We start from the raw sequence: 25594 nt of genomic DNA, 5'->3' as shown, positions 1-25594 counted from the left end.
ATAAATTTTAATTTAATGATTGGGTTAGTTTTTTATAGCGTTACAATATTAGTGTTTTTTTTAAATCTTTAATAAAAAAAGAAAGCTCAGAGAGTAATTATTTTGGTCTAAAAGCAGTAGGGTAGTGGATACTTCAGTATGTTTCGGAATGTTTTCAAGAATAATACTGAGACCTTTTAATTTACACTTTCACAGATAATTTTAAATGCCTTGCAGTCCGAGAAGTTCTTTTTTGAGATTTCCTTTCTCTTGAATTAAGACCTTAAATTTCATTCCCATATCCAATATAAGAGATTGTGTGAGTAGTATTTCTTTTTGAATGGTTTCAATGAGATTGTTTTCATGTATTGTCATTTTATGAAGGTATTCCTTAAAACCAAGCGACAGTAAAAAATTGGCTTGTGAGGTCAATCCGCAACAGGTCAATCCGTTTTTTACTCCCCAGTGGCACAATGCGGAGAAATTTACATGGGATGTTATATCTTGATTCCCTATGTTTTGGTACGGATTCGTATTTGTGGTATGATTGGCATAACACATAAGGGTGCCATTACTTCTTTCTTTTTTGTATAGTTCGGAAGAAGGGTAACCGTAATCAATCGTTATAACATATCCTTTTTTCAATGATTTGGCGATTTCCTCTATCCATTGAATGGCCTGAAGATTTATTTCGGTTTGAAATCCTTTGGGTAATTCAATATTCAATTCAGATAAATACTCCTTGAGTTCTTTTGAAGCCGGTTGTAGCACTTCAACAAAATCATTTCGGTAATCCACAAAAATTTCCATGAGTTGGTCTTGCATTACAACACGGTGAACGGCAAAATTATCAACCAATTCGTTAGAAAGTATGCACCCTGTAATATCCGGTATATCTTTAATAGTATCATACCAGATTACTTTTTCATGAAGAGAAGCTTTCTCTATTTCCTGTAGCACCGAACTTTTCTCAATGATGCAATAGTTTAGATTTTCATAGAAATCAGGTTTGTTTTTGAGGTAATTCAGGATGTCATGACAGAGTTTTCCCGAACCGGCTCCGTATTCAAAAACTGTAAATGGGCCTTTTCCGACTATTTTCCACATTTCCTCGAGTTGACGGGCAATCATTATTCCAAAAAGGGGAGTGAGATTAGGACTGGTGTAATAATCACCTTCAAATCCGGTTTTTTCTCCTGCAGAAGTGTAATAGCCCAATTCCGGGTAATATAGGGACATGTCCATGAAATCCCGAAAGGAAATCGGTCCTTCATTTTGAATTTTAGCTATTATGATATCAGACAGGTGCATCATCGTTAAGCGGATTTAGTATCGTTCTGTTTTGTAAATAGTATATAAAGTTAGGAATACTATTTTTTATAGAAGCTGATTTTGTGGGTAATGCAGATATGCAAATAAATGCAGCATGAGCAAACAAAAAGCAGAGAATGTTTTTCGGCAGAACATCAAAGTAAATCCGAGTCTACATTTTATGAAAACCTCCCATCAACCCTATATAATACCGTACAGCAATTAATATTTCTTTCCGCCGTCATTTGCTTCAGAGTCTTCGGGTTTTTTGTAATCATTGTTTAAGAAATATTCCAGTTCTTTTTTATCCTTTTCATTTCGTATAATTAAATATAACACCAATAATTTAAATATAACACCAATAATAATGAAACAATGACAACTGCTGGGCTTTAATTAGTTAACTCAATAATGGCGGGGGTATTAATTATTCCGGCATCGGATAAGCCTATTCTTTCGGACGATTTTTCTTATTCTCTTTTCGAAGAAGCAAAAGACTCTCACCCAAATGTTTCATCTTCTCATTTTGCTTTGATAAATATTTGTGTGTTTTGCTTATAAGTTTGGAATAATATTTTTAATTAGTGTTTTTTGTATTATTTTTTCATAAATTTAACATACTCTTTTGAATTTCATGATATTTAAAACCTTAAGAAGTTCGTCGGCATTTTTTCATAAAAAAAATTAGGATAAGGATTTTAAAGTACAAATGAGTTATTGCTGTGTTTTTTATTGATTTTAAATACTTTTTCAATATGACAAAGCCCCGAATTCTCTTAATTAGTCCAACAGGTTTGGATAAAAACGGAAAGCCTATTATACAACGCAAAACGTATCTGCCTGGCTTAACAATGCTTCAATTAGCAGCAATTACTCCGGAAAATTTTGAAGTTACTTGTGTATCTGAAACTTCAGAACCTATCCCTTGGGATGAAGATTGGGATATTGTTGGCATGAGTGCTATGGGAGGGGCTGGATTAATTCGTGCCTATCAATTAGGCGATGAATTTAAAAAGAAAGGTTCGTTGGTTGTAATGGGCGGAATAGCAATTACATTGTTTGACGAAGAACGAACCAGACCGCACACTGATGTTATTATAAAAGGGGAAGCTGAGGACACATGGGTAAGGTTTTTAAATGATTATTTGAATAAAGAGGTGAAGCCCCTTTATAAAATGGAAGCTGTGCCCGATGTAAAAACTTTTCCTGTTCCTTCATATCATAAATTCAATTTAAAGTATTATGGGTTTTGGAGACCTGTTCAGGCTACAAGAGGTTGTCCGTTTCCTTGCACATTTTGCTCAATTTCTGAATTCTTCAAAAGAAGCTATCGTAAACGTCCTGTAGACCAGGTTATTCGTGATGTCCGTGCTGCGAAAGCCAGTGGTACTAAATATATTGCTTTCATCGATGATAATATTGGTGTCGATTTTAATTATTGTCGAGAATTATGGACAGCACTTATTCCTGAAAAAATAATCTGGATAAGTCAGTGCAGTCTTCACATCGCAAAAGATGATGAAATGCTAAAGTTAGCATATCAAAGCGGATGCAGGATCTTGTCCTTTGGAATTGAAACAGTTAATGAGGTAAGTTTGGCGCAGATAGAAAAAGAGTGGAATGAACCTACTAAATATGAGGAGGCTTTTGCTAAAATAAAATCACACGGGATAGAGATTTCCACAGAAATGATCTTGGGACTTGACGGGGACGATGAAACAGTTTTCGAAAAGACTTTCGATTTTTTGATGAGGAATAAAATCGCTGTTCCGAGAATGTATATTTTAACTCCGGTTCCGGGAACTCCGTTGCATAAACAGTTTATGGATGAGGGTAGGATTTTTGATCACGATATACAAAAATATGTTGGAGGGTCTGCGGTTTTTTATCCCAAGAATATGACAGCACAAAGATTAGAAGAAGGATATTGGCAGCTGTACAAAAAGCTGTATTCTACAAAAAATATTTTAAAAAGGTTAAATGGTAATGATGCAAACTTAGAATTATTCATGAGACTTTTTGTTTTTGGAACAAATATGACTTACAGAAATCACATTAACAGAGGTATAACCCCTGGAATTGTATAATAGCAGACGTTTTGATGATTTTTTATATCAGATCAAAAATGTTGATTTTTACTTAAATCAAAAATCATTTTCTCGTAAAATAATTGCGACTTAAATTTTGCAGTATTCAGTTGAAAACCTTAAAAAGTAAAGACGATGAAAATCTTATTAGTACGTCCGCCTGTCCCTAAACACACTATTGGGCTAAAACATATCATGATTTGTGAACCTCTGGAACTTGAATATATCGCAGGTAATCTTGAAGGACATGAAGTAATAATATTTGATCATTTAGTCGAAAAAAGGTTTGAAAAAAGATTTATGGATTTTAATCCGGATGTGATAGTTAGCAGCTGTTATAAATCAGGAACTAATGAGGTCATCAAAATTTTCAGATGGGTAAAATCAATTTATCCTGAATGTATAACTATTGCAGGCGGAGTTCACGCGACCTTGGTACCGGAAGATTTTGCAGATATTGCAGTAGATATAGTTGGTATTGGAGACGGAACATTTTTGCTGTCAGAAATAATAGAGAAAATTAATAATAAAGGAACTTTAGTAGACGTTCCGGGAATTGCCATTCCGATTGCGGCTGGTCAGTTAATAAGGTCATCTCAACGTCCTTATATGCCAAAAGCAGATACACTTCCTTTTCCACGAAGAGATCTTGTTTCTCATCTGAAAAACAAATATTATTATTTAATGCATAAACCTGTAGCAACAATTAAAACTACATGGGGTTGCTGGTATAAATGTAATTTTTGTTTTACCTGGAAAATAACGGATGGTACACCCTATAGCCGTTCACCTGAGTCCATAGTGCAAGAATTATTGACAATAGCGGCTACAGAAATTTACATTGTCGATGATATTTTTTTAATAAATAAAAGTCGTCTTGCCAAGCTTGCAACTTTGATTAAAGAGCATAACATAAATAAGAACTATTTGTGTTATGCAAGAGCCGATTTCATTGCTGAGAATGAGGAGGTTATTAAAGAATGGGCTACTCTTGGGCTCAAAGCAGTTTTTATCGGCTTGGATGCCATAACAGATGAAGAACTCCAGAATATGAATAAACAATCGCTGGCAGATTATAATAAAACCGCAATTGAAATATTAAGGAAATATAAAATTGACACCTATGGTTCTCTGATCCCGGGAGCCGATTTTGAAAAGAAAGATTGGGACAGACTGTGGCAATTTATTAAAGAAACCAAAATATACTATGTGAATATTTCTCCTGCTACCCCTTTACCGGGAGCTGAAAATTTTCAGAGTCTAAAATCTCACCTTACTGTTCCTGAGGATGCTCATAGTCTTTTTGATTTATCTCATCAGCTTACAACTACTAAAATGCCCTTAAAACAATATTACAGGGAATTACTCAAATTATACGCGAAAACACTTTTAAATCTTAACAGTGCCAGTAAAAATACCTTTAGAACGCTCCCTTCAGTTTGGAGTATTAATTATTGGAAAATAATGGCGGGAGCCTTAAAGATTGGTGCTCAATTATTAAATGGGCACAAACACCATTCAGATAAGGAATTAGCAATATCAAGATATAAAGGAGTTGCTTTAGAGAATTATGATTTCAGCAATAAGTTTGAGCATCCCTCATTTAAAGATTTTATAAATCAAAAAACCAAAAAAATCTCAGTTCAGGATAAGATTAACATAGTTTCCTGATTAGTGATGAATCTTAAATTTGTTAGAAGATGTGAAAACAGTAATTAAAAATTCTGCTAGTAAAATTGACCACGAATGGGATAGTTTAAGTAATAGTGTGTATCAAAATAGGGATTTTTTGATTCACTCAGAAAAACACAATCCCTGCAAGCAAAGATATTATCTCGGATATGAGGATGATGTTTTTGTCGCTGGAGCTGTCGTGTATTCATTAAAAGTAAATGTCTTGACTTTTGCTAAATATTGTATTAATCTTCCAATGACAGTCATAGGAATTCCGATATCGGTCGACGCTCACGGCATGGTTGGCAATATTGTTTTTTTTGAAGAATTAATATCTGATATCTTAAAAAAGGAAAGAGGAATAATTCTTTGCCTGAATTACAATACGTCGCTAAATATTAAAAATATTGTTGAAATGGAGACGCTTCCTACTTTGATTTATGATAAATACAATCATTCATGGGAGAATTATCTGCAAAGTTTAAGGCACAATTACCGACGGAGAATTTTGAATGCAGAGAAAAAATTTTCAGGAATAAAACATGTGGAAAGTTTATGTTCTCAATTCACACAGGAGCATTATCAACTTTATTTGAATATCATTAATAGAACACAAACAAAACTGGAGACATTGTCTTTTGATTTCTTTTCAAAATTGTCTGAGGAATTTCACCTTCATTCTTTTTATAAGACGAATCAATTGATAACATGGCATATCACTACTTTAGATAGAGAAATATATTATTTTTTATTCGGGGGACTTAAATATGATCTTCGAAATAAATATGACTCCTATTATAATAATTTGATTCAAATTTTAAAAGGAGGTATTAAATTAAACAGTACTTCGATAAACCTGGGACAGACAGCTGAATTATCAAAAAAAAGACTGGGAGCTCAGCTAATAGAAAAGAAAATGTTTGTCTTTCACAGAAATATTCTGATTAGGACACTATTTCGTTTATCTAAAAAAATGTTGACATACAAAATGAATCTTTGCGAGGCTAATGTCTTTAAATAAAGTTTTACAAATCTCGTGTTTATGGAACGTTATGGATGATTCTAATTTACTTAACCAAAAAAAGAAATGGGGTATGGATAATTTTGTTTCAGAATATTATAAAAAATACTCAAAACCGCTATTGTCGGAATTGCTTGAGCTTTTGAAATTGGATAAAGTTTACTATAAAGCAGAGGGTGACTTTATGCATTATAAAAATAATGGCAAAGAATCAAAAATACTTGATTTGGTGGGCGGTTATGGCTCTTTGCTTTTAGGGCATAACAATGAGGAATTGATCGATTATTTAATCCAATTACATAAAAATAAAATTCCTGTTCATGCCCAGGCATCGATTCGTTCGGGATCTGCAATTTTGAGTAAAAAATTGAGTGACATCATTTATGAAAAAAGTGGAAAAACATACGTTACTACATTTGCAAATTCAGGCGCAGAGGCAGTAGAAGCAGCAATTAAACACTCATATTTATCATATAGAACCAAAGTAAAAGGTTGCTATAATTCACTTGAAAATGCTTTTTTAAATATTGAGAATTACATCGTTAAATATGAAAAAGATTTCAATTTCACATTTAACGATAAAATCTATACGAACTTTCAAAAATTTAAGAGAGACATTTTTGAAATTAATAACAATGTTGTTTCTTTAAATAAAATTAAGATTTTAGCTTCGCAAAAGTCATTTCACGGAAAAACAGTCACAGCTCTTTCGATAACATCCAATCCTATTTTTCGGGAACCTTTTTTATCTGAAGATCAATATCAAACAATCTTCTTTAATTGGAATGAACAAGAAATTGAAAATTATATCCATCAAAATGAATATTTTTTCATTTTACCCGACATCAATTCCAAAGGAAGGATTATTATCAAAAAAATCAAACTGAATTGCATTACCGGAATCATAATTGAACCTATATTGGGTGAGGGAGGTATCCATATAGTACCGTTTGAATTTCTCAGATTTCTCAGAAAACAAGCAACAATAAGCGACATTCCTTTAATTTTTGATGAAATTCAATGTGGCTTTTACAGAACAGGTGATTTTTTAGCTTCTTTTAAAGCCAATGTCTTTGCCGATTATTACGTTATTGGAAAATCTTTGGGTGGCGGAATATCTAAAATTAGTGCGTTTATTGTCGATAGTGAAAAATACTTTTCAGAATTTGGAATTACTCATACGTCAACTTTTGCAGAGGACGATATTTCGACATTAGTTTCGATCAAAGCTATTGAAATAGCTGAATTACACAAAAAAGAAATTGCAGAAAAAGGTTCGTATATATTAGGCAGATTACTTGATATCAAAAATAAATATCGAGATATAATTTCTGATATAAGGGGTAGCGGGCTTATGATCGGAATTTCATTCAAAGATTTTAGTTTGAGTCTGTGTAGCGGTCTTCAGTTACTCTACAGAACCAATTATTTGGGATACGTTATTGCGGGTTTTCTGTTGAATAAAAAAAATATTAGGGTCTCAGTAACGCTTTCTGATCCTGCAACCGTTCGAATTCATCCAAGCCTTTTTATTTCAAAAAAATCCATAAATGACTTTTTAGATGCCATAGACGAATTGTGTTACATATTACATTGTTCTGATTTGTATTCTTTAATCGATTTTATGCTTGATGAGGACAAACAAAATTTGAGACCTGTTCAGAATTATGGTCAAAATGATATCATCGTAGAAAATGCTGATAATATAAAATCTCAAGTTGGCTTTTTAGTGCATTTTATTAATTCAAATTCAATACGGGAGTCTATGCCTTCTCTGGAAATTTTGGATGACGAATCTCTTGAGAAAATAATGAGAATGATTATGCCGATTGCTCAACCGGTTTTACTGGGGCGTAATTGTGTGATGAATGCAAAAAGGGAAAAAGTTTTAATAAGTTTTATCGGCCTTCCATTTACATCAAAAATGGTTAGAGATGATTTATCTTTTTCCAGATATTCTATCAGTCAATATCGGAATTTATGTAACAAAGCGATTAAATATTTAAAGTCTAATAATATAAGAACAATTGGGCTCGGTCAGTTCACTTCAATAATAATGCAAAATGGTAAAGCTGTAAATGACTCAAAAGTAGTTATAACCAGCGGTAATAGTTTTACGGTTCATACTTCTTTGATGGCTATCAAATCTGAAATCCAAAAAAGAAAATACGATCAGATAAAAACAGCAATCATAGGCGCTGGCGGAAATATTGCGACAGTAATTTCGTCTGGTCTAATGGATTGTTCGGATTCAATTATTTTGTTGGGAAGCTCTGAAAATTCAGAAAATAAAATTAAAGAACATGCAGGGTGTTTATTAAAACAAATCTTGAAAAAAATGCTATTTAATAATGCCCCGAAAAGCACATTGGAAAAGACTTTTTTTACCAGTAATTTATTTACAGCTGTCAAAAATAACCAAGAACTTTTAGATTCAGATTTTTTATGGGACATGTATCTGGGCGAATTTAGCGCTAATCTGCCAATAAAAATCACATGGGACCTAAGTCATTTAGCAGAATACAATGTGGTTGTAGTAGCTACTAATCAGGGAACTCCGTTTCTTGAATCAAAGCATTTTAAGTCAGGAACTCTTATTTGCGATATTTCAGTTCCCTCAAATTGTACAAAAGAATTATTAGAGGATAAAAATATAAAAGTTATTCATGGAGGCATTGTTGCCTTACCTAACGAAGAAAAACTTCATTTGAGAGGACTTCCATTGCAAAAGGGACAAGCTTTCGCCTGTATGTCTGAAACATTGCTAATGGGATTTGAACAAAGTAAAAAATCTTATTCATTTGGAGAATTGCTCACGTCTCAGGTTAATGAAATTGGAAAAATTGGAGAAAAACATGGTTTTTTTAGCGAATGTCAATCTGATTCCATAAAAATGGATCATTCAATTTAGAAAATATATAATCGAACTGAAATAATAAGAAAGTTGTGTCGAAATGGAAGTTGAAGTAAAGGAAGTAAAAACAAGACAGGAATTAAAAAAGTTTATCCAGTTTCCACAAAAATTGTATAAAGAAGATCCAAATTATGTTTCAGAACTGCAATTGTCAATGGAATTTATGCTTACAAGGAAAAATCCTTTTTTGCAACATTCTCAGATTGCATTGTTTTTAGCAACCATAAATAAAGAAATTGTGGGAAGGATTGCTGCTATACATAACACAATCCATTTAGAAGTTTATAACGACAATACTGGCTTTTTTGGCCTTTTTGAAGCTATTGATAGTGTTGAGGTAGCCCAAGTTCTTTTTCGGTCTGCGTCAGATTGGTTAAAGGAAAAAGGTATGACTCAAATAGTTGGTCCGACTAACCTGACGACAAACGATTCCTGCGGATTTTTGTTTGACGGATTTGAATATCGACCTATGGTGATGATGCCTTATAACTTCAAGTATTATAATGAATTATGTGAACAGTGCGGTTTTGAAAAAAGAATGGATTTATATTCATATGAAATAAAAGAGAAACCGGTATTAGAAAAATATGAAAATGTTTTAAAAAGATGTTTCCAGAAAATGAATGACAGCGGTTTAAAAATACGCTCTCTATCGATGAAACATTTTAATGAGGATATTACTAAGCTAAGGAATGTATATAATAAATGTAACATAAACAATTGGGGGTTCATACCGTTGAATGAAAAGGAGTTTTTTTCGATGGCAAACGACTTGAAGAGAATAGCTCCAACTGATTGCGCTCTGGTGGTTGAAAAAGATGATGAATTTATTGGTTTTGTTGTAGCAGTACCCGATATAAATCAAGCGTTTCAGCATGTTGCAAACGGAAAATTACTCCCTTTTGGTTTTTTAAAATTATTATGGTACAAGCAAAAAATAAATGAAGCACGTATTATGATTCTGGGCGTTTTAAAAGAATATTCGGGGCAGGGTATAGATTTGGCTTTGTATCATAAAATAACTGAAGTACTACATAGCCACAATATTTATAGGGCTGAAGCAAGTTTTGTTCTTGAAAACAATACGACAATGAATTCTATTCTACAGAAAATAGAAGGCAAGAGAATTAAAGAATATAGAATTTACGGTAAAAAGATCTCCTTTGAGGCTATTTCTTCAGAAATTAAGCAATAATGAGAGAAGCATAAATAACCTAACTTGATGAAAGGTCGATTATTTAATGAAACTGTGATTGATTTTGGATGTTAAAGTTAAATCACATTTTAAGGGGCAAAAAAAGGTTCTGTATTAAAAACTCAGTTTATGAATATAAAGAGTCTATCACTGATTAACCTTCTTTCGAGAACAAATGAATATCCCGCTTTTCTTTTTCATAAACTGATGAGGGAATACGGAGATATTGTGAACTGCGGTTCTCTATTTTTTTTAATAAGTGAACCCGATATTGCTAAGCAGATTCTTAATCGGGATCAAAAAGACTTTAATCAGGAAGATTTTATCGGGCGACGGATTAAAGCGGTTTTCGGAAATGGATTAGTGATAAGCTCAGGTGAGATGTGGGCAAGTGAACGAAAACTTTTGAATCCGCTCTTTAAACCTCAAGCTATTCATTCTAATATGAATGAAGTTATCCATGAAATTGATAAGACTTTAGACCATTGGGAAGCCTATGTCACAAGCAATCAAACATTTGATCTGGTAAACGAAATGAACATCATGACAATCATGGTTTCCGGGAAAATTTTCTTCGATATCGATTTAAAGGATAAACAATCGGAAGTAAAGCAAATGTTGGAAATAGGTACAAAATATATTGTATCAGGGCCTCCGATTTATATTCCTTCTTGGATACCAACAATTCAGCATCTTAAGTTAAGATGGATAAATCGTAAATTAGATAAACTTTTTAAGCAAATTGTGCAAAACCGGCTTGAATCAAAAGTAGAAAGAAATGATTTTGCTGATATAATGATAAATGCGCTGGCAGGTTCTGATGCATCGACCGAGGACAGGAGATTAATGTTAGACGAAATGAAAACAATGTTGGCAGCGGGTTATTTTCCAGTAGCATGTACATTATCAATATTTTGGCATTTAATGGGAAAACATCCGGATTATCTTTCAAAAATCACTCACGAAATTAGAAGTAAACCTGCGGACTACAATTTCACCGAACATTTCTATAAGGATTTTCCGCTTTCTATGCAGGTTGTTTTTGAAACTTTGAGGCTGTATCCTATCGCTTTTTCTATTTGGAGAAAATCTAAAATTGAACAAAATATAGGGGGGTTGAATCTTTCAAAAGGTAAAACTATTTGCATCTCTATTTTTAATATCCATAGAAATCCAAACATATGGGACGATCCGGATAAATTTTATCCTGAGCGATTTGATGAGGAAACTCTACGGACTAAACCTAAACATCATTTTATGCCATTTGGATGGGGCAGCCGAAGTTGCATAGGTGACAACCTAGGGTTCATGATGGTTTATTTGGCAATCATCAAAATCATTCAGAAGTTTGATGTTCATGTGTTGCCGGGACAAAAATTAGAGGTAAAGGAATCGCCTTTACTTTCACCAAAAAAAGTTTATGCAAAAATTAATTTCAATAATCATGGTTAATATAGATGTGTTTTGTAGATTTTTCTTACCGATATATATAGTTGCTTATATGGTAATTCTATATGTAGTCAATGTGAGATCCTTTAAAAAAAAGTATGATTTTGATCCACGAGTAATTACAAAAAATGATAAACTCATGTATTTCTATCAGCGTTGTCGGGATTTAACTTTCCTGTTCATTCTGGCAAATATCTTTTTCTATTCTTTTCTTCACGAACTCTATTATTTGTTTGTTCCTATAAAATATTTAGATGTTGAAATTTTAAAATTAGCTGGTATTTTTATTCTTTTAGGTTCTGGGGTATTGACAAGAGTATCTCAAATCCAACTGAAAGGATCTTATAGAATTGGCATCGATAAGTCAGAGACAAAGACTGATTTGGTAACTGATGGGATTTACAGCAGGTCGAGAAATCCTATCGTTTTAGGAATGATATTGAGTTCATTGGGACTTTTTTTAGTGACTCCCAATTTGATCACGTTTGTAATATTAGTACTTGCATATGTCAATTGTACAGCAAGGATAATATTAGAAGAAGAACATCTTTATAAGCTACATGGTGAAGCATACCTTTCGTACCAAAAAAAGACCAGGAGGTGGTTTTGATTCGCGGACAATATTTGATAATTTATTTTCTTTTACGTCTGAAGGTCAAAATTGAAAAAACAATACAAGCGATTTGTAACCAAGGTATAAACGTAATTAATACAGATGTGTATGAAATCGACAGAAACCGAAAAACTTATACTTTCTCGTAAAGGAGATTGGATTTTTGATCATAATGTGTCATTGGTTTTTGATGTTCACGTGCGAAAATCAATTCCTTGCTATGAAGAAGTTCAAGAATTAATCGCCATTATTTCCAGTAAATTACTACCTGATAATGCTCTTGTATATGATTTAGGAACTGCTACGGGAGAAATTATAAAGAACATTTTTAAAGCAAATCAATCTAAAAACACAACTTTTGTAGGGATTGACCATTCAGTTCAAATGTTGGAAATAGCTAGGAATAAGTGTTCAAAAATTAAAAATGTAAAGTTTGTTAATGAAGACATTGAAGATTTTAATTATGAATTTTCAGATCTTATTGTTGCAGCTTTTACAATACAATTTACTGAAGTTAAAAACAGGAAGAATATTTTACAAAGAATAAAAAATTCACTTAAGGAGGACTGTTATTTTATTTTTTGCGAAAAAATAAATTTCCAAGATTCAAAAATAAATAATTTATACACTCGGATTCACGAGGATTGGAAATCTGAATACTTTTCAAAAGAGGAAATAAAAGCGAAAAAAGAAAGCTTGAAAAATGTCATGACGCCCCTGACCTTAAATGAAAATATTAATTTATTGAAAGATGCAGGTTTTACGGAAATCAATATATTCTTTCAATGGTGCAATTTTGTCTGCATACTGGCAAAATAAATAAGGCATTTGAGGATTTACTGAAAGGTTGCTTATTCGATCAATAAATCCAGATCATAATATCACAAAAAACTGTATGAAGATGTTTCCGTTGAGAAGTTCGATCAGCTTCTTGTCTGAACAACCATAGTAGTTTTTGGGCATCATCAAAGCGACTTTGCCCTTTGGAATGAATGTAAATCGTCAGCAAAAAGTGGACTGATTTAGTTACGTTTCCCCTCAACTGTGACTCTTAAATAAATTTGGACTTACCCTTTAGCAATAGTTTTGGCTCTCTTTGCATAAAAGAGAATAGATATTTTTGCATTCATAGTTGGTAACCTTTTTTTTGATTAAACAAATTAGTTAATTGCATTGTTTTTTTCAAGATGTTTATTCTCTGAACTGCCTGTGTTTACTGGTGTTCGTGAGAAATTCGGTTACTCTGTTTTGATTTTTTTTAAGGTAACCGATTTTGTATCTTTCCATTAACGATTTTTCGAATAATCTGAAGGATTGAAAAACAAAAAAACCTGTAAATAAACGATTTACAGGCTTTTGCTTCAAAATGAATTTGTTTAAGTGGAGTCGGAGAGAATCGAACTCACTCCGTATCCCTATATTTTGAAGGCGTTTTAAAATCGAAATTTAAAAGGTAACCGAATCTGTAACCTTAAAAATGGCTCTTTTTATTGTCAAATCGTATGATGTAAATTTATAAAAATTTGCGGTTAGTTGCAATGGTTAAGTTCAGTATTTAGTCTGGTGTTGTCTATTTTATTGTAGGGGATACTTCTTCATAATTAAGTCCCGTATAACTGCAAAACTCTCGAATACTGACAAAGTTTTCTGCAGACTTATTTAGGTCTTCTTTTATCTTTTGCAGCATTCTGGTACTTTGCCGGTAACTCTTGCCTGTAATGAGCTGTATGTCCTTTGGGTAGATGCATATTCTTTTAGGTTCATTCTTCATACTTTATCTACGGCTTTACTATAGCTTTAGTATGCTATAAAGTTTATTGGTAACCTTTTGACGTTGTATAAATTTATGAAAAAAACGGATTGCTTATTTTCCCTCAAACAGGATGTGATATCTTTCTTCTAAGAGTGTTTTGTACTTTTCTTTATACTCAGCTGAAAGAAAGGAATTGTCAACCCATTCGATGGCGATGGGTTTGTTTTTTTGGAAGCGTTTTGCGATTCCTTTTAATTGTTTTTCGTTTAGACCAAGGCTAAGACCTAATCTTTCGAAGTGTTCCCATTTGAGTTTTTTCTTTTTTCCTTCTAAGGTTAACGCTAACTCTTCAGTGTCGTCCGGGTTGACTATGGCTACGTTTAATAAATCGTAGGCTGGGGCCAGTGTCCAGGTTTCACCGGAATGGATCATGGAGAAGTTTTTAAGGTGCATGTCGTTGTTTCCGGTCAGGAAACAGAAAATACCCAATTCTACAAAATACAATTTGTCCAGCAAGGTGTTATCTGAATACTCATTAAGTGCCTTGCCTACTTTTTCCATCGAGCTTTTGTATTTGTCAAAAGCTTCGGTGATTTGGAACATATCGAGCATGTGGATTTTCTCTCCTGTTTCGGTACGGTCGATACGCTTTGTGATGTAAGACAGTTCTCCCGATTGCAATCGAATCAGGCTTGACTTTACCACATTGATTCCGAAAGCTTCCGCGATGCGCATGGTTACGTGTTCGTTTTCGGGCATTTCCGGAAAATGGTCGGATGGCGGTTTGAAAATGTAATTTCCTCCCAAAGCACCCACTACCGTTAAACGTCCTTTGTTTCCATCCTGTATGGTATCGCTTACGATAGATAATGACAATTTGGGTTGTACCCCGGGCACAGCGACACTTCTTTCCACTACATTTTTAGCCAGTTCTGCCATTTGTTGCAACGAATGTTCGAATACCGGTTGCTGTTTGGTGCCGAAAAATTCTACGCTGCATTGCTCGTGGAAATCACCCACGATGGTATCGTCTAATGACTTGTAACAATATAAACACTTCTTACTCATTTTCATTCGAGATTGGTTGTACACTTACGGCTCCGATACAATTTTGACAACAGGCCAACAATAATCCCATACGGTCGTTTTGATTGATCTTCCAGTTTTTAGAAGCGATGTCCAATAACCAGCCTTCCGGGATTAAACCTTCAAAAAAAGAAAACAAACGCTTGTCGGTATAGGCTTTAGTGCTGACCGGCATGGTTAAGGTTATGCTTTCTTTAGGATGCTCCTTTACGTACTTTTCCTCGTATTGGAAAACATACTCCCCTTCATCGGTTTCGGTGAGGATACCGGCTAGGAATTCTTTATAATAGATAGCTGCTTTTCTCATACGTCTTATTCGTCATTTTTTGCTAATTCTCTAGCATTTACCGGAGCCAATGTATGTCCGAACATTTTAAGCACCTGATTTACTTTTTCAAGATTCAGGTTTTCTTTGCCTTGCTCTATTTTACGGATTACGGTAAGTGCCACTCCGGCACGTTCTGCGAAGGCTTCCTGCGTGAGTTTTACTTCGTTTCTTTTCTCTTTTACAAAATCTGCCAGTGTTTTCATAGGCGGTAAATTATTGTTTTTTATTGAACCTATGTAATCGCCATTTTAAGGATTTCAACTTTATTGTTGGCGATGCCATGATTATATGCTTTTGCATTGATTTTAAACAAATATAGTAAATTATATGTAAAAGCATATAGTTTTATTGAATAAGATATATTTATATGCGAATACATATAAAATGCATGTCGTTAAAACTTAAAAAAGAGTAGGTCATTTATGACTATATCGGTCATTTATATCATTATAAGACATATTGAACTGCAGTCTTATCTAACTGATTACTTTAATACTAAAATTTGTATTCGAACAATCGAAAAGTGTTGCAACAGAATGATGATTGTAAGTGTTTGAAAACGAATTTCAATTTAATTTTTTAAGTTATGGCAAGGCAAAGAGGCATAATCAAGTTGAAAGGTACTATCGGAGATATTACTTTTTATAAAACACAGGACGGGCATTTGGCTCGTGAAAAAGGCGGTATCGATGCGAGCAGAATTGCGAGTGATCCTGCATTTCAGAGAACGCGTGAAAACGGTTCGGAATTTGGTAGGGCAGGGAAGGCCGGTAAAGTATTGAGAACGGCATTGAGAGGCTTACTTTTGAATTCTGCAGATGGCAGAATGGTAAGCCGATTAACGCAACAAATGGTAAAAGTTATCCAGGCTGACACTACCAGTGTACGTGGTTTACGAAACGTGATTGATGGTGAGGCGGAATTGCTTACCGGTTTTGAGTTTAACATCAGAGGGAAGCTTGGTACGAGTTTGTTTGCTCCGTTTGTGGCCACTATCGACAGAGTGACTGGTGAAATTAAAATCGATTTGGCTTCGTTCATTCCATCGAATATGATTGCCGCTCCAACCGGAACCACGCATTACAAAATCATTTCGGCCGGTGCTGAAATTGATTTTGAAGCGGAAAGCTTTATGGAAGCGCATTCGGAAACGGCAATCTTGCCGTGGGATGTCACTCCAACGGCTGCAATTAGCCAAACCAATATGGTAACACCAAACAGTGTTCATCCGTTGTTTTTGACTCTAGGTATTGAGTTTTACCAGCAAGTGAACGGACAAATGTATCCGTTGAAAAATGGAGCATATAACCCATTGGCATTGGTTTCCGTGAGTGGATTGTAGTATAGTCTAATCTTAAAATGGTGTATTATGAATGTAGTAGAAAGGGCAAAAGCGCCCACACCGAAGTTTTTCAGAGTTTTGAGAACCATTGGACTGGCCTTGTTGGCCGTTAGCGGCAGTATTGTGGCTGCTCCGGCAACTTTGCCGGCTGTGGTGGTAACGGTGGCCGGTTATGCAGCAGTCGCCGGAGGTGTTTTATCTGCCGTTAGCCAGGTTACAGTAGATGAAGATGTCAAACTAGAAAAAGAATTGGTAAAACGTCTGCAGAAGGAAAATAAAAACCTGCCCCGTGATGGAATCAAATAATTCCATTCCGGTTGGAACTGCTGCCGGAACTTTTTTAAGCATCATGCCGAGCATCACCTCCGAAGATGTTATAAAAACCATTATCTTAGCGGTAGTCGGAGCGTTTGTCAGTTTTTCGGTTTCGATGGTTTTGAAGAAGTTCACAAAGTCCAAAAATAAATAGTACTTCGATGTACTCAGTAAACATCCGGTTTTGATTGGTAACCTTTTCCGGATTTAAGAAAGCCTAGTCGTAGGACCAGGCTTTTTTTATTTTCTGCAATAGCGTTGCAATATGGTTCTTTTTAGGTCATTTATGAGATTAATATTTGCATGAAACTGTTGTTCCTGTTTATGCAATAGACGTAAGGCCTTTACCGCCTTTTGATGTGCTTCGAAATCCTCCATCAGTTCGCGAGATTTGCTATTAAACTCTTTTTTGAATTCATCCAAAGTAACAAAAGGAATAACCGAGCCTTTTAAGAACTGGTGCCAGAATTTGGACAGCCAGAGGCTTTGTGAGATCCAATAAAAGTTCTCGCAATCTTCTGAAGTGGAAAATTGGATGACAAAACAATTCACATAAGGTGTTTTTTGCGGTTTTCCGCTGTTTAGGCCTTTGTTTAGTACGAAAAAATGCGGTTTTGCGTAAACCGTTCCGGGTTTGTGTGTTTTCACGATGTAATTTGTCATGGCTTTCATGTGTTAAAGGTTAAGCTCCGCTGACGCTGCGCGCCAATTTTCAAAAGAAAAAACGGAAAAAAAGAAAGCCACCCGCCCTTTGTAGGGTTTCAGTAAAACCGGTTTTTTTCTAAAAATACTACCCGAACGGGTGGAGATTTTTTGAAAAACCCGTAGGGCTTGAATCGGTTTTTCTGATAACCCGGAAAAATAAATTTGCCTTCTTTTTTTCTGTTTTTTGTTTTTAGAAAATTGATCATGATTTTGAAATCCGAAATCAAAAAAGGTGATTGATGTAGTGGTCGTGTTGAAAGGGTTTTGAATTTTCGGAATGTTTGAAGTGGAAATACTTTCAGCTTAAAGTAGAGGTTGTTTCAAACAGTACGGAAATTTAAAACGCTTTCTTAGGTTTGATTTTTGGGGATGCCAAGACAGTGTGCAGTGAAGAGTTAGCAGTATTCAGTAGAGTTTGTGTTCTGAAAATGGATGGCATCTTCAAAAAACAATGCAAATACTACGTAGTGCGGTGGCAGTAGCGGGAGCAAGGGTATTGTTTTTTTATTTGTGATTGCAATACTTGTGATTGCTTTTGTGCCGGCTTAATACCTTGGCGAGTGAGAAGTGGATAAGTGGTTTGCGTTATGAAATGCTGTGGCATTAAGACGGCGGGGAAGCAATTAAGAAGATGCTCCTGACAAATGAAAACAACAATACTCTTGCGGGCCATCTTGGCTTTGTGGGTGCTGAATACTTGAGTGAATTGGCGCAGTCACAGTTTACAGCGGATAGCGTTATGTAAATACTGCAGCACTTACAAAGGCAATGCAACTACTACCGATTTAAACACAAACTACTTAAAAGACAATGGAACTAAAAGGTTTTTTAAAAGAGAATAACAGTAAATTCAAGCTGAAATGAAGGGCGTGTAAAGGGCCTCGCGAAATGCCGGTATTTTGGCGGCTGGGTGGTGTGATGGAAAGCTGCCAAAATGTTGGCGTTGAGTGAGGGCTCGCGCGCAATGGCCGAGGGGCTGTTTTACATAATGACATCTTATAGTTCTTGGCTTTCCAAAAAAACAATAACCAGGTCTGACATGAACTATAAGACTGCATTATGTAACACAGCTTGGGAGAAAAAATTATTGGCGCAAGTTGCCTGCATACGTGTTTTTGGATTAAAACTGTGCCAATAATTTTTTTGGAGGGGGGAAAAGGAATTTTTTGGATTAACTGAAATTTTTTCTGTCAGGAATATATCAGTGTGATTTTGTTGAGTACAGAGTATAACGATGAAATATATTTAGTTAAGAATTAAAGAAGTATTGAGGTTCAGCTTAGGGATCTCATATTTCCAAATCCTTATAGATTAACGATGGTGAAATTTCAAAAAACTAAAAATAATTTTAGCGAAATATTTAGTAAGTAATTAAATTGTAAATAGCATCAATTCAATAGTTTAACAAAATGTTAAATCGTTTTTAAAAAAAACGCGCATTTTTTTAAGTCCTTTAGATATTTTCACGTTTGTTTTTTTTACTAAATTACCACAAAATATGGTAAATGATATTTTTTGTACGAAGAATAGCCCCCATCTTCTTAATTCATCGTTTACCAAATTGGATTTTCAGTCAATCTTACTCTTGCCAAAATTTCGAAGGATATTATGAACTATCGAAAAGGCAGAGAGTGCACGGAAGTCATTAATTAAATGCCTTTTTTTTGAAAAACAACAAAAATAAAATGTAATACCTAAAAAGCTGCTATGCAAAAAAAATGCATTTGTTAATTTTTTTTGCGTACATTATAATGAGATTTGAAAAGCCGCTCAAAAGCGTATATTTTAATTAGTGGATTACATATTTACTTTGCCTTAAAATAAAAATTATGAATCTGATCGCAAATACAGGAATTCAATATTTTACATTCCCATTAGAAATTAACCTAAATGATAATTTCAAGATGTACTTTCATGAATGGTTCGATATTGAAGATAATCAATTAAAATTAGAAATAGCTCATCTCTTTTCGGAAGAAGAAGTGTGGGTGAAAAAACATAAATTAATCGAACTCGGTTATGCTACTTTGCGAAACGAATATAAAGTAACTGAATCTTGGGAAACAATTCAAGCAGATGATGAATTTGATGCAAGTCATATCATTCCGATTGATACAGATGAGCCAGTAGATTCGGGCTGTTTTCAAGAATCAATTAGTCGCATAAGTTGGGACAAATTTGAAAATACTTGGTTTCCAATGCCATTTTTCCTTTTAAAGGGCAGGCAGTCTGAATTTGGGCCCACAAATTGGTGCCGTTTCAAACTTATTCCGGTTGAAACAAACGGTAGAACAAGGAAATACAATCTTTTTTTAGCTTTCGATACAAGAACTGTATTTAAGGAAGAAGGTTTTGAAGATGAGGATTTGCAAGAAACGCCGATTTTTACAAATGCAGCTGACAGACAAAAGGATTATGCACTTTGTAATAACGAATCCAAGTTGGTGGGTTATTGTTCGGAAGCATTTAACTGTGATTGGGTTGATAGATATGTGCTTAAAAAATTTCACGGCAGTGAGTTTAATAGTATCGGTGATTTGAGGGGGTTGCAAAAACCCAAAATGGATTATTTGGCTCAATACATTTTCATTATCAGGTACATTCAGCAGTTGAAAAAAGAAAACAACGAAGCTCTTGTGCCAAAAATCACATTGCATTCCAATCAAAATGCAGTTTATGGAAATGTAGATTTGGTAGTAGATATTGGCAACTCCCGTACTTGTGCCGTGTTGTTTGATAATAGCGATTTTACAAAATCAAGCCCGCTAGAATTGCAGGATTTTACTATGCTTGTAGCAAATGGCGAACTCAATAAATACCGTGATTCTTTCGATATGCGTTTGGCTTTCCGCGAAGCCGACTTTGGTGGAAAATTCGGTATTGATAACAGCCGTCAATTTGTTTATCCATCTATGGTTCGTTTGGGAAATGAGGCAAATCGATTGATACATAAGGCAACAAATCAGAATACCGGAGTCGAAAAGACAAGCACGTTTTCAAGTCCGAAACGTTTTTTGTGGGATGTTAAGCCACAAAAGCAAGAATGGGAATTTGTACAATTGGAAGGTGAAACTGCCAAATCGATTTATATTGAAGGAATTTCAGAACAGTTAAATAGTGATGGTTCTTTGAATACTGAAGGTAGCGGTGGAATTTTGACACATTATTCACGTAAAGCATTGATGACATTTGCATTCCTAGAAATTCTGGCACAGGCAAAAATGCAAATCAACAGTTACGAACAACGTAACCATTGGGGCAACGAATCGATGCCACGAAAAATTAAACGGATTATTGTTACTTGTCCTACGGCGATGTCACATATTGAACAGATTGCCTTACGCAGATGTGCTGAAGATGCTGCCATTATGCTCGACCGTTTTTTTGAAGATATTTATTACGAACAAGTTGATGAAAATGAGGCGCGTAAACAAATTCAGGTAATTCCGTCGGCTAAAAAACTCTCTGCTAGAGAAGACCGTACCGAATGGATTTATGATGAAGCTACTTCTGCACAATTTGTTTTCCTTTATGCTGAAATAAAAGAGCGCTATCAGAAAAATGTGAAGGAATATTTTGATTTTTACGGGAAACTGCGTAGCGATTTGGAAGACTACAACAAAAAATCGCTCACAATCGGTTCGGTGGACATTGGAGCAGGAACAACTGATGTAATGATTGCGGCCTACAAATACCATGATGAGGCTCAATGCACATTAACTCCCGTACCACTGTTTTGGGAAAGTTTTTATTTGGCGGGCGATGATTTACTCAAACGACTTGTACAGCAAGTTGTTATAGAAGGAAAACATTCGCCGATTGAAAAGAAACTGAAAGCATTGGGCAAAAATCCTGTTGAAATATTGCAGCCATTTTTGGGTACGGACAACGGCGTTTCGTTCCGGAATCGTCAGTTACGTAGCGATTTTAATTTGCAGGTTTCAGTTCCTGTAGCTTCATATTTTCTCGAATTGTTGAAACAAGACAATGTCGAAAGTCAGATTTTGTCGTATAGCGATATTTTTAGCAATAATCCACCAACTCCAACTGTTCTCAATTATTTCAATTCTCATTTTGGTTTTGAATTACAGTCCTTGCAGTGGCAATATGACAAAAAAGTTGTTTCATATATTATTGAACAAACCTTTGACACACTGATTGGCAAAATATCTTCACTGTTGTCGTACTATGCTTGCGATATTGTACTGCTTTCAGGACGCCCAACTTCACTTAAATCGCTTACTGATTTATTTTTGAAGTATTATGCTATTTCACCAAATCGTTTGAAAACGATGAATGACTATCGTGTCGGGCGTTGGTATCCCGAAGATAAACGTTACAAATTTATTGATGGAAATGGCAAATTTATCAACCCAAAATCAATCATTACAACAGGCGCCATGATTGGCCAAATTGCCGAAAACGGAGGACTAAACGGTTTCTCATTAAATCTTTCGGAACTTAAAAAGAAACTTTTGCCAACTACTTTCTATTTCGGTAAATTAAATGAAGACTCATTAGAGTATCTCGATACAATAATTACGCCTGATAATAATCACGCAACGTTACAAGTGACTTCTTTGCCACTCCGTATTGGTGTTCGGCAGTTGAATATTCCTGCATATCCTTCTCGACCATTTTACACGCTTAATTTCAATGATTACAAAATAGAAGACCGTGTGCGTGGGCGACTTGACGATGATGTAACTGAAGCAGAAGTACAACAAGAAATAGCCGATGAGAAACAGAAGATCCGTCAGAAGATGCCGCTAACTATCACTATTGAACGCAATTTTAACGAAGATGCTGAAACCCTTCGACTCGAAGAAATTACTGATAAAGAAGGAAATTCATTGAACAAAAACTTTATCAGTCTACAAGTGCAAAGTATGAGCGAAGTGGAAAATTTTTGGCTTGATTCGGGTATTTTCAATCTGAATATCAATAATTCACAAAATTAAGAAAAGCTTAATAATGGAAAATAATATACAGAATCAACTTGAAATAATAGAAAAAGCCAACATCTGGATAAAAACATCGTTGGACGGAAATAAAGCAAAAGATGCTTACCGCAATATGGTTGATTGCCGTCGTAAATTGAACAAAAAGAAGTTCGCTTTGGGAGGCAACCCTGCAGCGGCTATGTATGGCGAAAGTCAGGTCGGCAAATCATATCTTATCAGCAGTTTATTGTCGGAAGAAGGTAAGCCGTTCAGTATTACCGACGAAAACAATATTGTACATAATTTTATCGAAGCAATAAATCCTCCGGGAGGAGGGTCTGAATCCACAAGTTTGGTATCTCGGTTCTCAGTCAATTACAAAGCAATAAATGAGAGATATCCGATAAAAGCCGTTTTGTTGTCACCTGCTGACATTGTGCTTGTTTTGTGCGACAGTTTTTATAATGACATAAATCTGAAAGCTTCCCAAAATATTCATTTTTTGTCGAGCGATGAAATCAATGCCGAAGTTTATCAGTTAAAAGACAGATTGAAAGATTGCCAAACTCAACAAAATGTATTTGGCGAAGACGATGTGCTTGATATACAGGATTATTTTGAAGAATATTTTCAAAAAGCTGACAAGGTAATTGATTCAAAGTTTTTTGATGAAATTTCTTTGCTGATTACAAAAGCAAGACCTGACCAATGGAAAGATATTTTTTCTCTTTTGTGGAACAAAAACGAGATTTTCACAACATTGTTTGCTACGTTAATTTCGGAGTACGAAAAATTGAATTTCGCAAACGTTGTTTACCTGCCTTTGGCAGCAGTGTTATACAAATTCGGAACTTTGCTCGATGTTAAGCGTTTGAGAGAAATCTATACAGAGCCTGACAGAATTGAGCCAAATTATACAGCCAATACGAAAGCATTTTTGCCTGGGAAAAATCAAGAAATTGAATTTGCTAAATCGTATTTGTGCGCTTTGTCTGCTGAATTGGTTTTTGGACAATCGGAAACATTGCTCCAAAGTAAACCTTTTTTGAAAGAAACCGATTTGCTGGATTTCCCAGGCGCAAGGTCGCGCATGGAAAAACCGTTAGATGCAATAGAAAACAATACAATCCCAGATTTGTTATTACGCGGAAAAGTGGCTTATTTATTCAATAAATATTCTGATGCTGAGAAAATAAACATTTTGATTTTCTGTGCAAAGCACGAACAAACAGCCCAACGAATAATGCCTAGGCTATTGAATAACTGGATCAATAAAGTAGTGGGTGAATCACCAGCTAAAAGAGAACAATTTATTGATAAATCAAAAATTTCGCCATTGTTTGTTATCGGCACTTTCTTCAATGTCAATTTACAATACGACCCTCTACGAGACGGACGGGATAATTCTTCCCTAAATTACAGATGGTTGCAACGTTTTACGACTACAATGGAAAAAGAATATTTTGAGAAACAAACATATTCGTGGTTTGACAATTGGACTAATTCGCAACCATATTTTCAAAATATTTTCCTATTACGCGATTTTGAAAAATCTGAAACTCCAAGCAATCTTTTTAAGGGATTTAATGCAAAGAAGCGTGAAGAGGAAGAAATTTTTCCGGAAAATTTTCCTGATTTTCGTTTAAAACTTCGCCAATCCTTTATAGACTACGATTTTGTCAAATGCCATTTTGCTAATCCTGTCGAATCGTGGGATGAAGCGGCAAGTATAAACAAAGACGGCACAAAGTTGATAATTAACAAACTGACCATTGCCGGGAACAATATAAACAACGCCAGACGCGAGAAAATACTTAGCGAACTCAACGAAATTTCACAAATTATTCTTGCAGAATTAGTCAAGCATTTTCAGAGCAACGATAAGGACAAGGAACTTCAAAAAGCAAAAGCTACCGCTGGTGATATTCAACATAAGCTTGATGTTGCTTTTAGTGCCGATGGTATTAAACTATACGGTCAACTAATGAAAGAGCTTATGCTCAATGAAAGCGATGTACTTGAGCTTTATCGAAAAAAAATTGACGACATTGAACATCGTGATGTAATCAATATGGATATTTATAGTACTTATAGAATGCAAGTACCAGTCATTGATGGAGATACAGTTGAGCTTTATTTTGATCGTTTATGCATACACTATGAAAAAACAACAGAGGAACAAAAACAGCAATTCCGTGTCGAACTTGAGTCAAAGAAAATTGATTTGGATGAACTCATAAACGGCAATTCTGGGTTAATAAAAAACAATGCACAACAGCTGGCAGATGCGTTACTTGAATATTGGTATGTATACATTACTCTGACAGACAAACATACTATTCAGCAAATTTTGGCACAAGACGGCTCAACTGCTTTGCAGGAAATTAACGATATGTTTCAAAAATTGTTTAAAAAGTTGGGTATAGCAAAACGAATTGCTGAAAAAATTCGCCGTTATGTTGATGGACATAACAAAACGGACTTGCCTTACGAAATCGTTGCCGATATTAGCGCTGAAATCTTGAATAAATGTATAAATACAATTGGCTTTGAATATTTTGACGAGTCGGAAATTAGTGATTTGCGTCAAGCAAATGAGAAAAATAGTTTAGGATTAATATTAGACCAACATATCAATTCGACAGAAAAATCTGTAGCTGATTTATTTACAAGTATCGAAAATCATACTGTCATTATTCAATCCCAACCCGGAGAAATGAAATCGTTGCCTAATTATCGCAATTATTTATCATGGTACAACCGATTAAAAGTTGGTTTTGTCTCAGTTTGCGATATTCCGAATTATGATGTGGCAGCAAATGAACAATTAGGGAGAATAATTGATGAATGCAAAACTGTAAAACTGTAAAAAACTGATA

Annotated in this window: 18 protein-coding genes; 13 read left to right on the top strand and 5 right to left on the bottom strand. The window is 34.7% G+C overall.

The window, feature by feature from the left end; translation table 11 throughout:
• Positions 1 to 201: 201 nt before the first annotated feature.
• A complete protein-coding gene (locus tag FEDK69T_RS09200; RefSeq protein ID WP_023573884.1) occupies positions 202 to 1293 on the bottom strand; it encodes a class I SAM-dependent methyltransferase in 1092 nt (363 codons plus the stop codon).
• Positions 1294 to 2045: 752 nt separating this feature from the next.
• Here FEDK69T_RS09200 and FEDK69T_RS09195 point away from each other — a divergent pair.
• The 8 genes from FEDK69T_RS09195 (at position 2046) to FEDK69T_RS09160 (ending at position 13062) form a co-directional block, all read left to right on the top strand.
• On the top strand, positions 2046 to 3377 hold the full coding sequence (locus FEDK69T_RS09195) for a B12-binding domain-containing radical SAM protein (protein ID WP_035630555.1): 1332 nt from the start codon (positions 2046 to 2048) through the stop codon (positions 3375 to 3377).
• 135 nt (positions 3378 to 3512) lie between these two features.
• Complete coding sequence (locus tag FEDK69T_RS09190; RefSeq protein ID WP_051385111.1) at positions 3513 to 5048, top strand: B12-binding domain-containing radical SAM protein; 1536 nt, start codon at positions 3513 to 3515, stop codon at positions 5046 to 5048.
• 31 nt (positions 5049 to 5079) lie between these two features.
• Entirely contained in the window at positions 5080 to 6072 is a 993-nt protein-coding gene (locus FEDK69T_RS09185) for a hypothetical protein (protein ID WP_023573879.1), read from the top strand.
• A complete protein-coding gene (locus tag FEDK69T_RS09180; RefSeq protein ID WP_035630557.1) occupies positions 6059 to 8983 on the top strand; it encodes an aminotransferase class III-fold pyridoxal phosphate-dependent enzyme in 2925 nt (974 codons plus the stop codon). The genes FEDK69T_RS09185 and FEDK69T_RS09180 overlap by 14 nt, the downstream gene beginning before the upstream one ends.
• 43 nt (positions 8984 to 9026) lie before the next feature.
• Positions 9027 to 10181, top strand: coding sequence for a GNAT family N-acetyltransferase (locus FEDK69T_RS09175; RefSeq protein WP_023573877.1), 1155 nt, complete (start codon positions 9027 to 9029; stop codon positions 10179 to 10181).
• 129 nt (positions 10182 to 10310) lie between these two features.
• Complete coding sequence (locus FEDK69T_RS09170) at positions 10311 to 11633, top strand: cytochrome P450 (protein WP_023573876.1); 1323 nt, start codon at positions 10311 to 10313, stop codon at positions 11631 to 11633.
• Positions 11602 to 12240, top strand: coding sequence for a methyltransferase family protein (locus FEDK69T_RS15475; RefSeq protein ID WP_051385110.1), 639 nt, complete (start codon positions 11602 to 11604; stop codon positions 12238 to 12240). The genes FEDK69T_RS09170 and FEDK69T_RS15475 overlap by 32 nt, the downstream gene beginning before the upstream one ends.
• A gap of 111 nt (positions 12241 to 12351) precedes the next feature.
• Positions 12352 to 13062, top strand: a complete 711-nt coding sequence (locus FEDK69T_RS09160; protein WP_023573874.1) for a methyltransferase domain-containing protein — start codon at positions 12352 to 12354, stop codon at positions 13060 to 13062.
• 1045 nt (positions 13063 to 14107) lie between these two features.
• On the opposite strand, the gene FEDK69T_RS09155 is transcribed toward FEDK69T_RS09160, so the two are convergent.
• The 3 genes from FEDK69T_RS09155 to FEDK69T_RS09145 are packed head-to-tail and all read right to left on the bottom strand — an operon-like array spanning position 14108 to position 15613.
• A complete protein-coding gene (locus FEDK69T_RS09155) occupies positions 14108 to 15064 on the bottom strand; it encodes a HipA domain-containing protein (RefSeq protein WP_035630627.1) in 957 nt (318 codons plus the stop codon).
• Complete coding sequence (locus FEDK69T_RS09150) at positions 15057 to 15389, bottom strand: HipA N-terminal domain-containing protein (RefSeq protein ID WP_035630559.1); 333 nt, start codon at positions 15387 to 15389, stop codon at positions 15057 to 15059. The genes FEDK69T_RS09155 and FEDK69T_RS09150 overlap by 8 nt, the downstream gene beginning before the upstream one ends.
• A 5-nt stretch (positions 15390 to 15394) precedes the next feature.
• A complete protein-coding gene (locus tag FEDK69T_RS09145; protein WP_023573870.1) occupies positions 15395 to 15613 on the bottom strand; it encodes a helix-turn-helix domain-containing protein in 219 nt (72 codons plus the stop codon).
• Positions 15614 to 15996: 383 nt separating this feature from the next.
• Here FEDK69T_RS09145 and FEDK69T_RS09140 point away from each other — a divergent pair, with 383 nt between their 5' ends.
• The 3 genes from FEDK69T_RS09140 to FEDK69T_RS16025 are packed head-to-tail and all read left to right on the top strand — an operon-like array spanning position 15997 to position 17221.
• Positions 15997 to 16752, top strand: coding sequence for a hypothetical protein (locus FEDK69T_RS09140; RefSeq protein ID WP_035630561.1), 756 nt, complete (start codon positions 15997 to 15999; stop codon positions 16750 to 16752).
• Between the two features lie 27 nt (positions 16753 to 16779).
• Positions 16780 to 17058: a TRIC cation channel family protein gene (locus FEDK69T_RS09135; RefSeq protein WP_023573867.1), complete on the top strand. Its 279-nt coding sequence runs from the start codon at positions 16780 to 16782 to the stop codon at positions 17056 to 17058.
• Positions 17045 to 17221, top strand: a complete 177-nt coding sequence (locus FEDK69T_RS16025; RefSeq protein ID WP_165571686.1) for a hypothetical protein — start codon at positions 17045 to 17047, stop codon at positions 17219 to 17221. The genes FEDK69T_RS09135 and FEDK69T_RS16025 overlap by 14 nt, the downstream gene beginning before the upstream one ends.
• 86 nt (positions 17222 to 17307) lie before the next feature.
• Here the strand turns inward: FEDK69T_RS16025 and FEDK69T_RS09130 are convergent, their stop codons facing one another.
• Positions 17308 to 17730, bottom strand: a complete 423-nt coding sequence (locus FEDK69T_RS09130) for a DUF6943 family protein (protein WP_035630629.1) — start codon at positions 17728 to 17730, stop codon at positions 17308 to 17310.
• A 1871-nt stretch (positions 17731 to 19601) separates the two neighbouring features.
• On the opposite strand from FEDK69T_RS09130, the gene FEDK69T_RS09125 reads away from it, so the two are divergent.
• On the top strand, positions 19602 to 22733 hold the full coding sequence (locus FEDK69T_RS09125; protein WP_023573862.1) for a virulence factor SrfB: 3132 nt from the start codon (positions 19602 to 19604) through the stop codon (positions 22731 to 22733).
• A gap of 13 nt (positions 22734 to 22746) precedes the next feature.
• A complete protein-coding gene (locus FEDK69T_RS09120; RefSeq protein ID WP_023573861.1) occupies positions 22747 to 25584 on the top strand; it encodes a virulence factor SrfC family protein in 2838 nt (945 codons plus the stop codon).
• Positions 25585 to 25594 lie beyond the last annotated feature (10 nt).

The organism is Flavobacterium enshiense DK69, assembly GCF_000498495.1.
In the GTDB taxonomy this organism is placed as follows: domain Bacteria; phylum Bacteroidota; class Bacteroidia; order Flavobacteriales; family Flavobacteriaceae; genus Flavobacterium; species Flavobacterium enshiense.
This window is presented reverse-complemented; position numbering and strand designations above follow the sequence as displayed.

What these genes read in the sequence shown, in the direction of transcription:
- FEDK69T_RS09200 (WP_023573884.1), bottom strand. Translation starts at nt 1,293, where the DNA reads ATGATGCACCTGTCTGATATCATAATAGCTAAAATTCAAAATGAAGGA.
- FEDK69T_RS09195 (WP_035630555.1), top strand. Translation starts at nt 2,046, where the DNA reads ATGACAAAGCCCCGAATTCTCTTAATTAGTCCAACAGGTTTGGATAAA.
- FEDK69T_RS09190 (WP_051385111.1), top strand. Translation starts at nt 3,513, where the DNA reads ATGAAAATCTTATTAGTACGTCCGCCTGTCCCTAAACACACTATTGGG.
- FEDK69T_RS09180 (WP_035630557.1), top strand. Translation starts at nt 6,059, where the DNA reads ATGTCTTTAAATAAAGTTTTACAAATCTCGTGTTTATGGAACGTTATG.
- FEDK69T_RS09175 (WP_023573877.1), top strand. Translation starts at nt 9,027, where the DNA reads ATGGAAGTTGAAGTAAAGGAAGTAAAAACAAGACAGGAATTAAAAAAG.
- FEDK69T_RS09170 (WP_023573876.1), top strand. Translation starts at nt 10,311, where the DNA reads ATGAATATAAAGAGTCTATCACTGATTAACCTTCTTTCGAGAACAAAT.
- FEDK69T_RS15475 (WP_051385110.1), top strand. Translation starts at nt 11,602, where the DNA reads ATGCAAAAATTAATTTCAATAATCATGGTTAATATAGATGTGTTTTGT.
- FEDK69T_RS09160 (WP_023573874.1), top strand. Translation starts at nt 12,352, where the DNA reads ATGAAATCGACAGAAACCGAAAAACTTATACTTTCTCGTAAAGGAGAT.
- FEDK69T_RS09155 (WP_035630627.1), bottom strand. Translation starts at nt 15,064, where the DNA reads ATGAGTAAGAAGTGTTTATATTGTTACAAGTCATTAGACGATACCATC.
- FEDK69T_RS09150 (WP_035630559.1), bottom strand. Translation starts at nt 15,389, where the DNA reads ATGAGAAAAGCAGCTATCTATTATAAAGAATTCCTAGCCGGTATCCTC.
- FEDK69T_RS09145 (WP_023573870.1), bottom strand. Translation starts at nt 15,613, where the DNA reads ATGAAAACACTGGCAGATTTTGTAAAAGAGAAAAGAAACGAAGTAAAA.
- FEDK69T_RS09140 (WP_035630561.1), top strand. Translation starts at nt 15,997, where the DNA reads ATGGCAAGGCAAAGAGGCATAATCAAGTTGAAAGGTACTATCGGAGAT.
- FEDK69T_RS09135 (WP_023573867.1), top strand. Translation starts at nt 16,780, where the DNA reads ATGAATGTAGTAGAAAGGGCAAAAGCGCCCACACCGAAGTTTTTCAGA.
- FEDK69T_RS16025 (WP_165571686.1), top strand. Translation starts at nt 17,045, where the DNA reads ATGGAATCAAATAATTCCATTCCGGTTGGAACTGCTGCCGGAACTTTT.
- FEDK69T_RS09130 (WP_035630629.1), bottom strand. Translation starts at nt 17,730, where the DNA reads ATGACAAATTACATCGTGAAAACACACAAACCCGGAACGGTTTACGCA.
- FEDK69T_RS09125 (WP_023573862.1), top strand. Translation starts at nt 19,602, where the DNA reads ATGAATCTGATCGCAAATACAGGAATTCAATATTTTACATTCCCATTA.
- FEDK69T_RS09120 (WP_023573861.1), top strand. Translation starts at nt 22,747, where the DNA reads ATGGAAAATAATATACAGAATCAACTTGAAATAATAGAAAAAGCCAAC.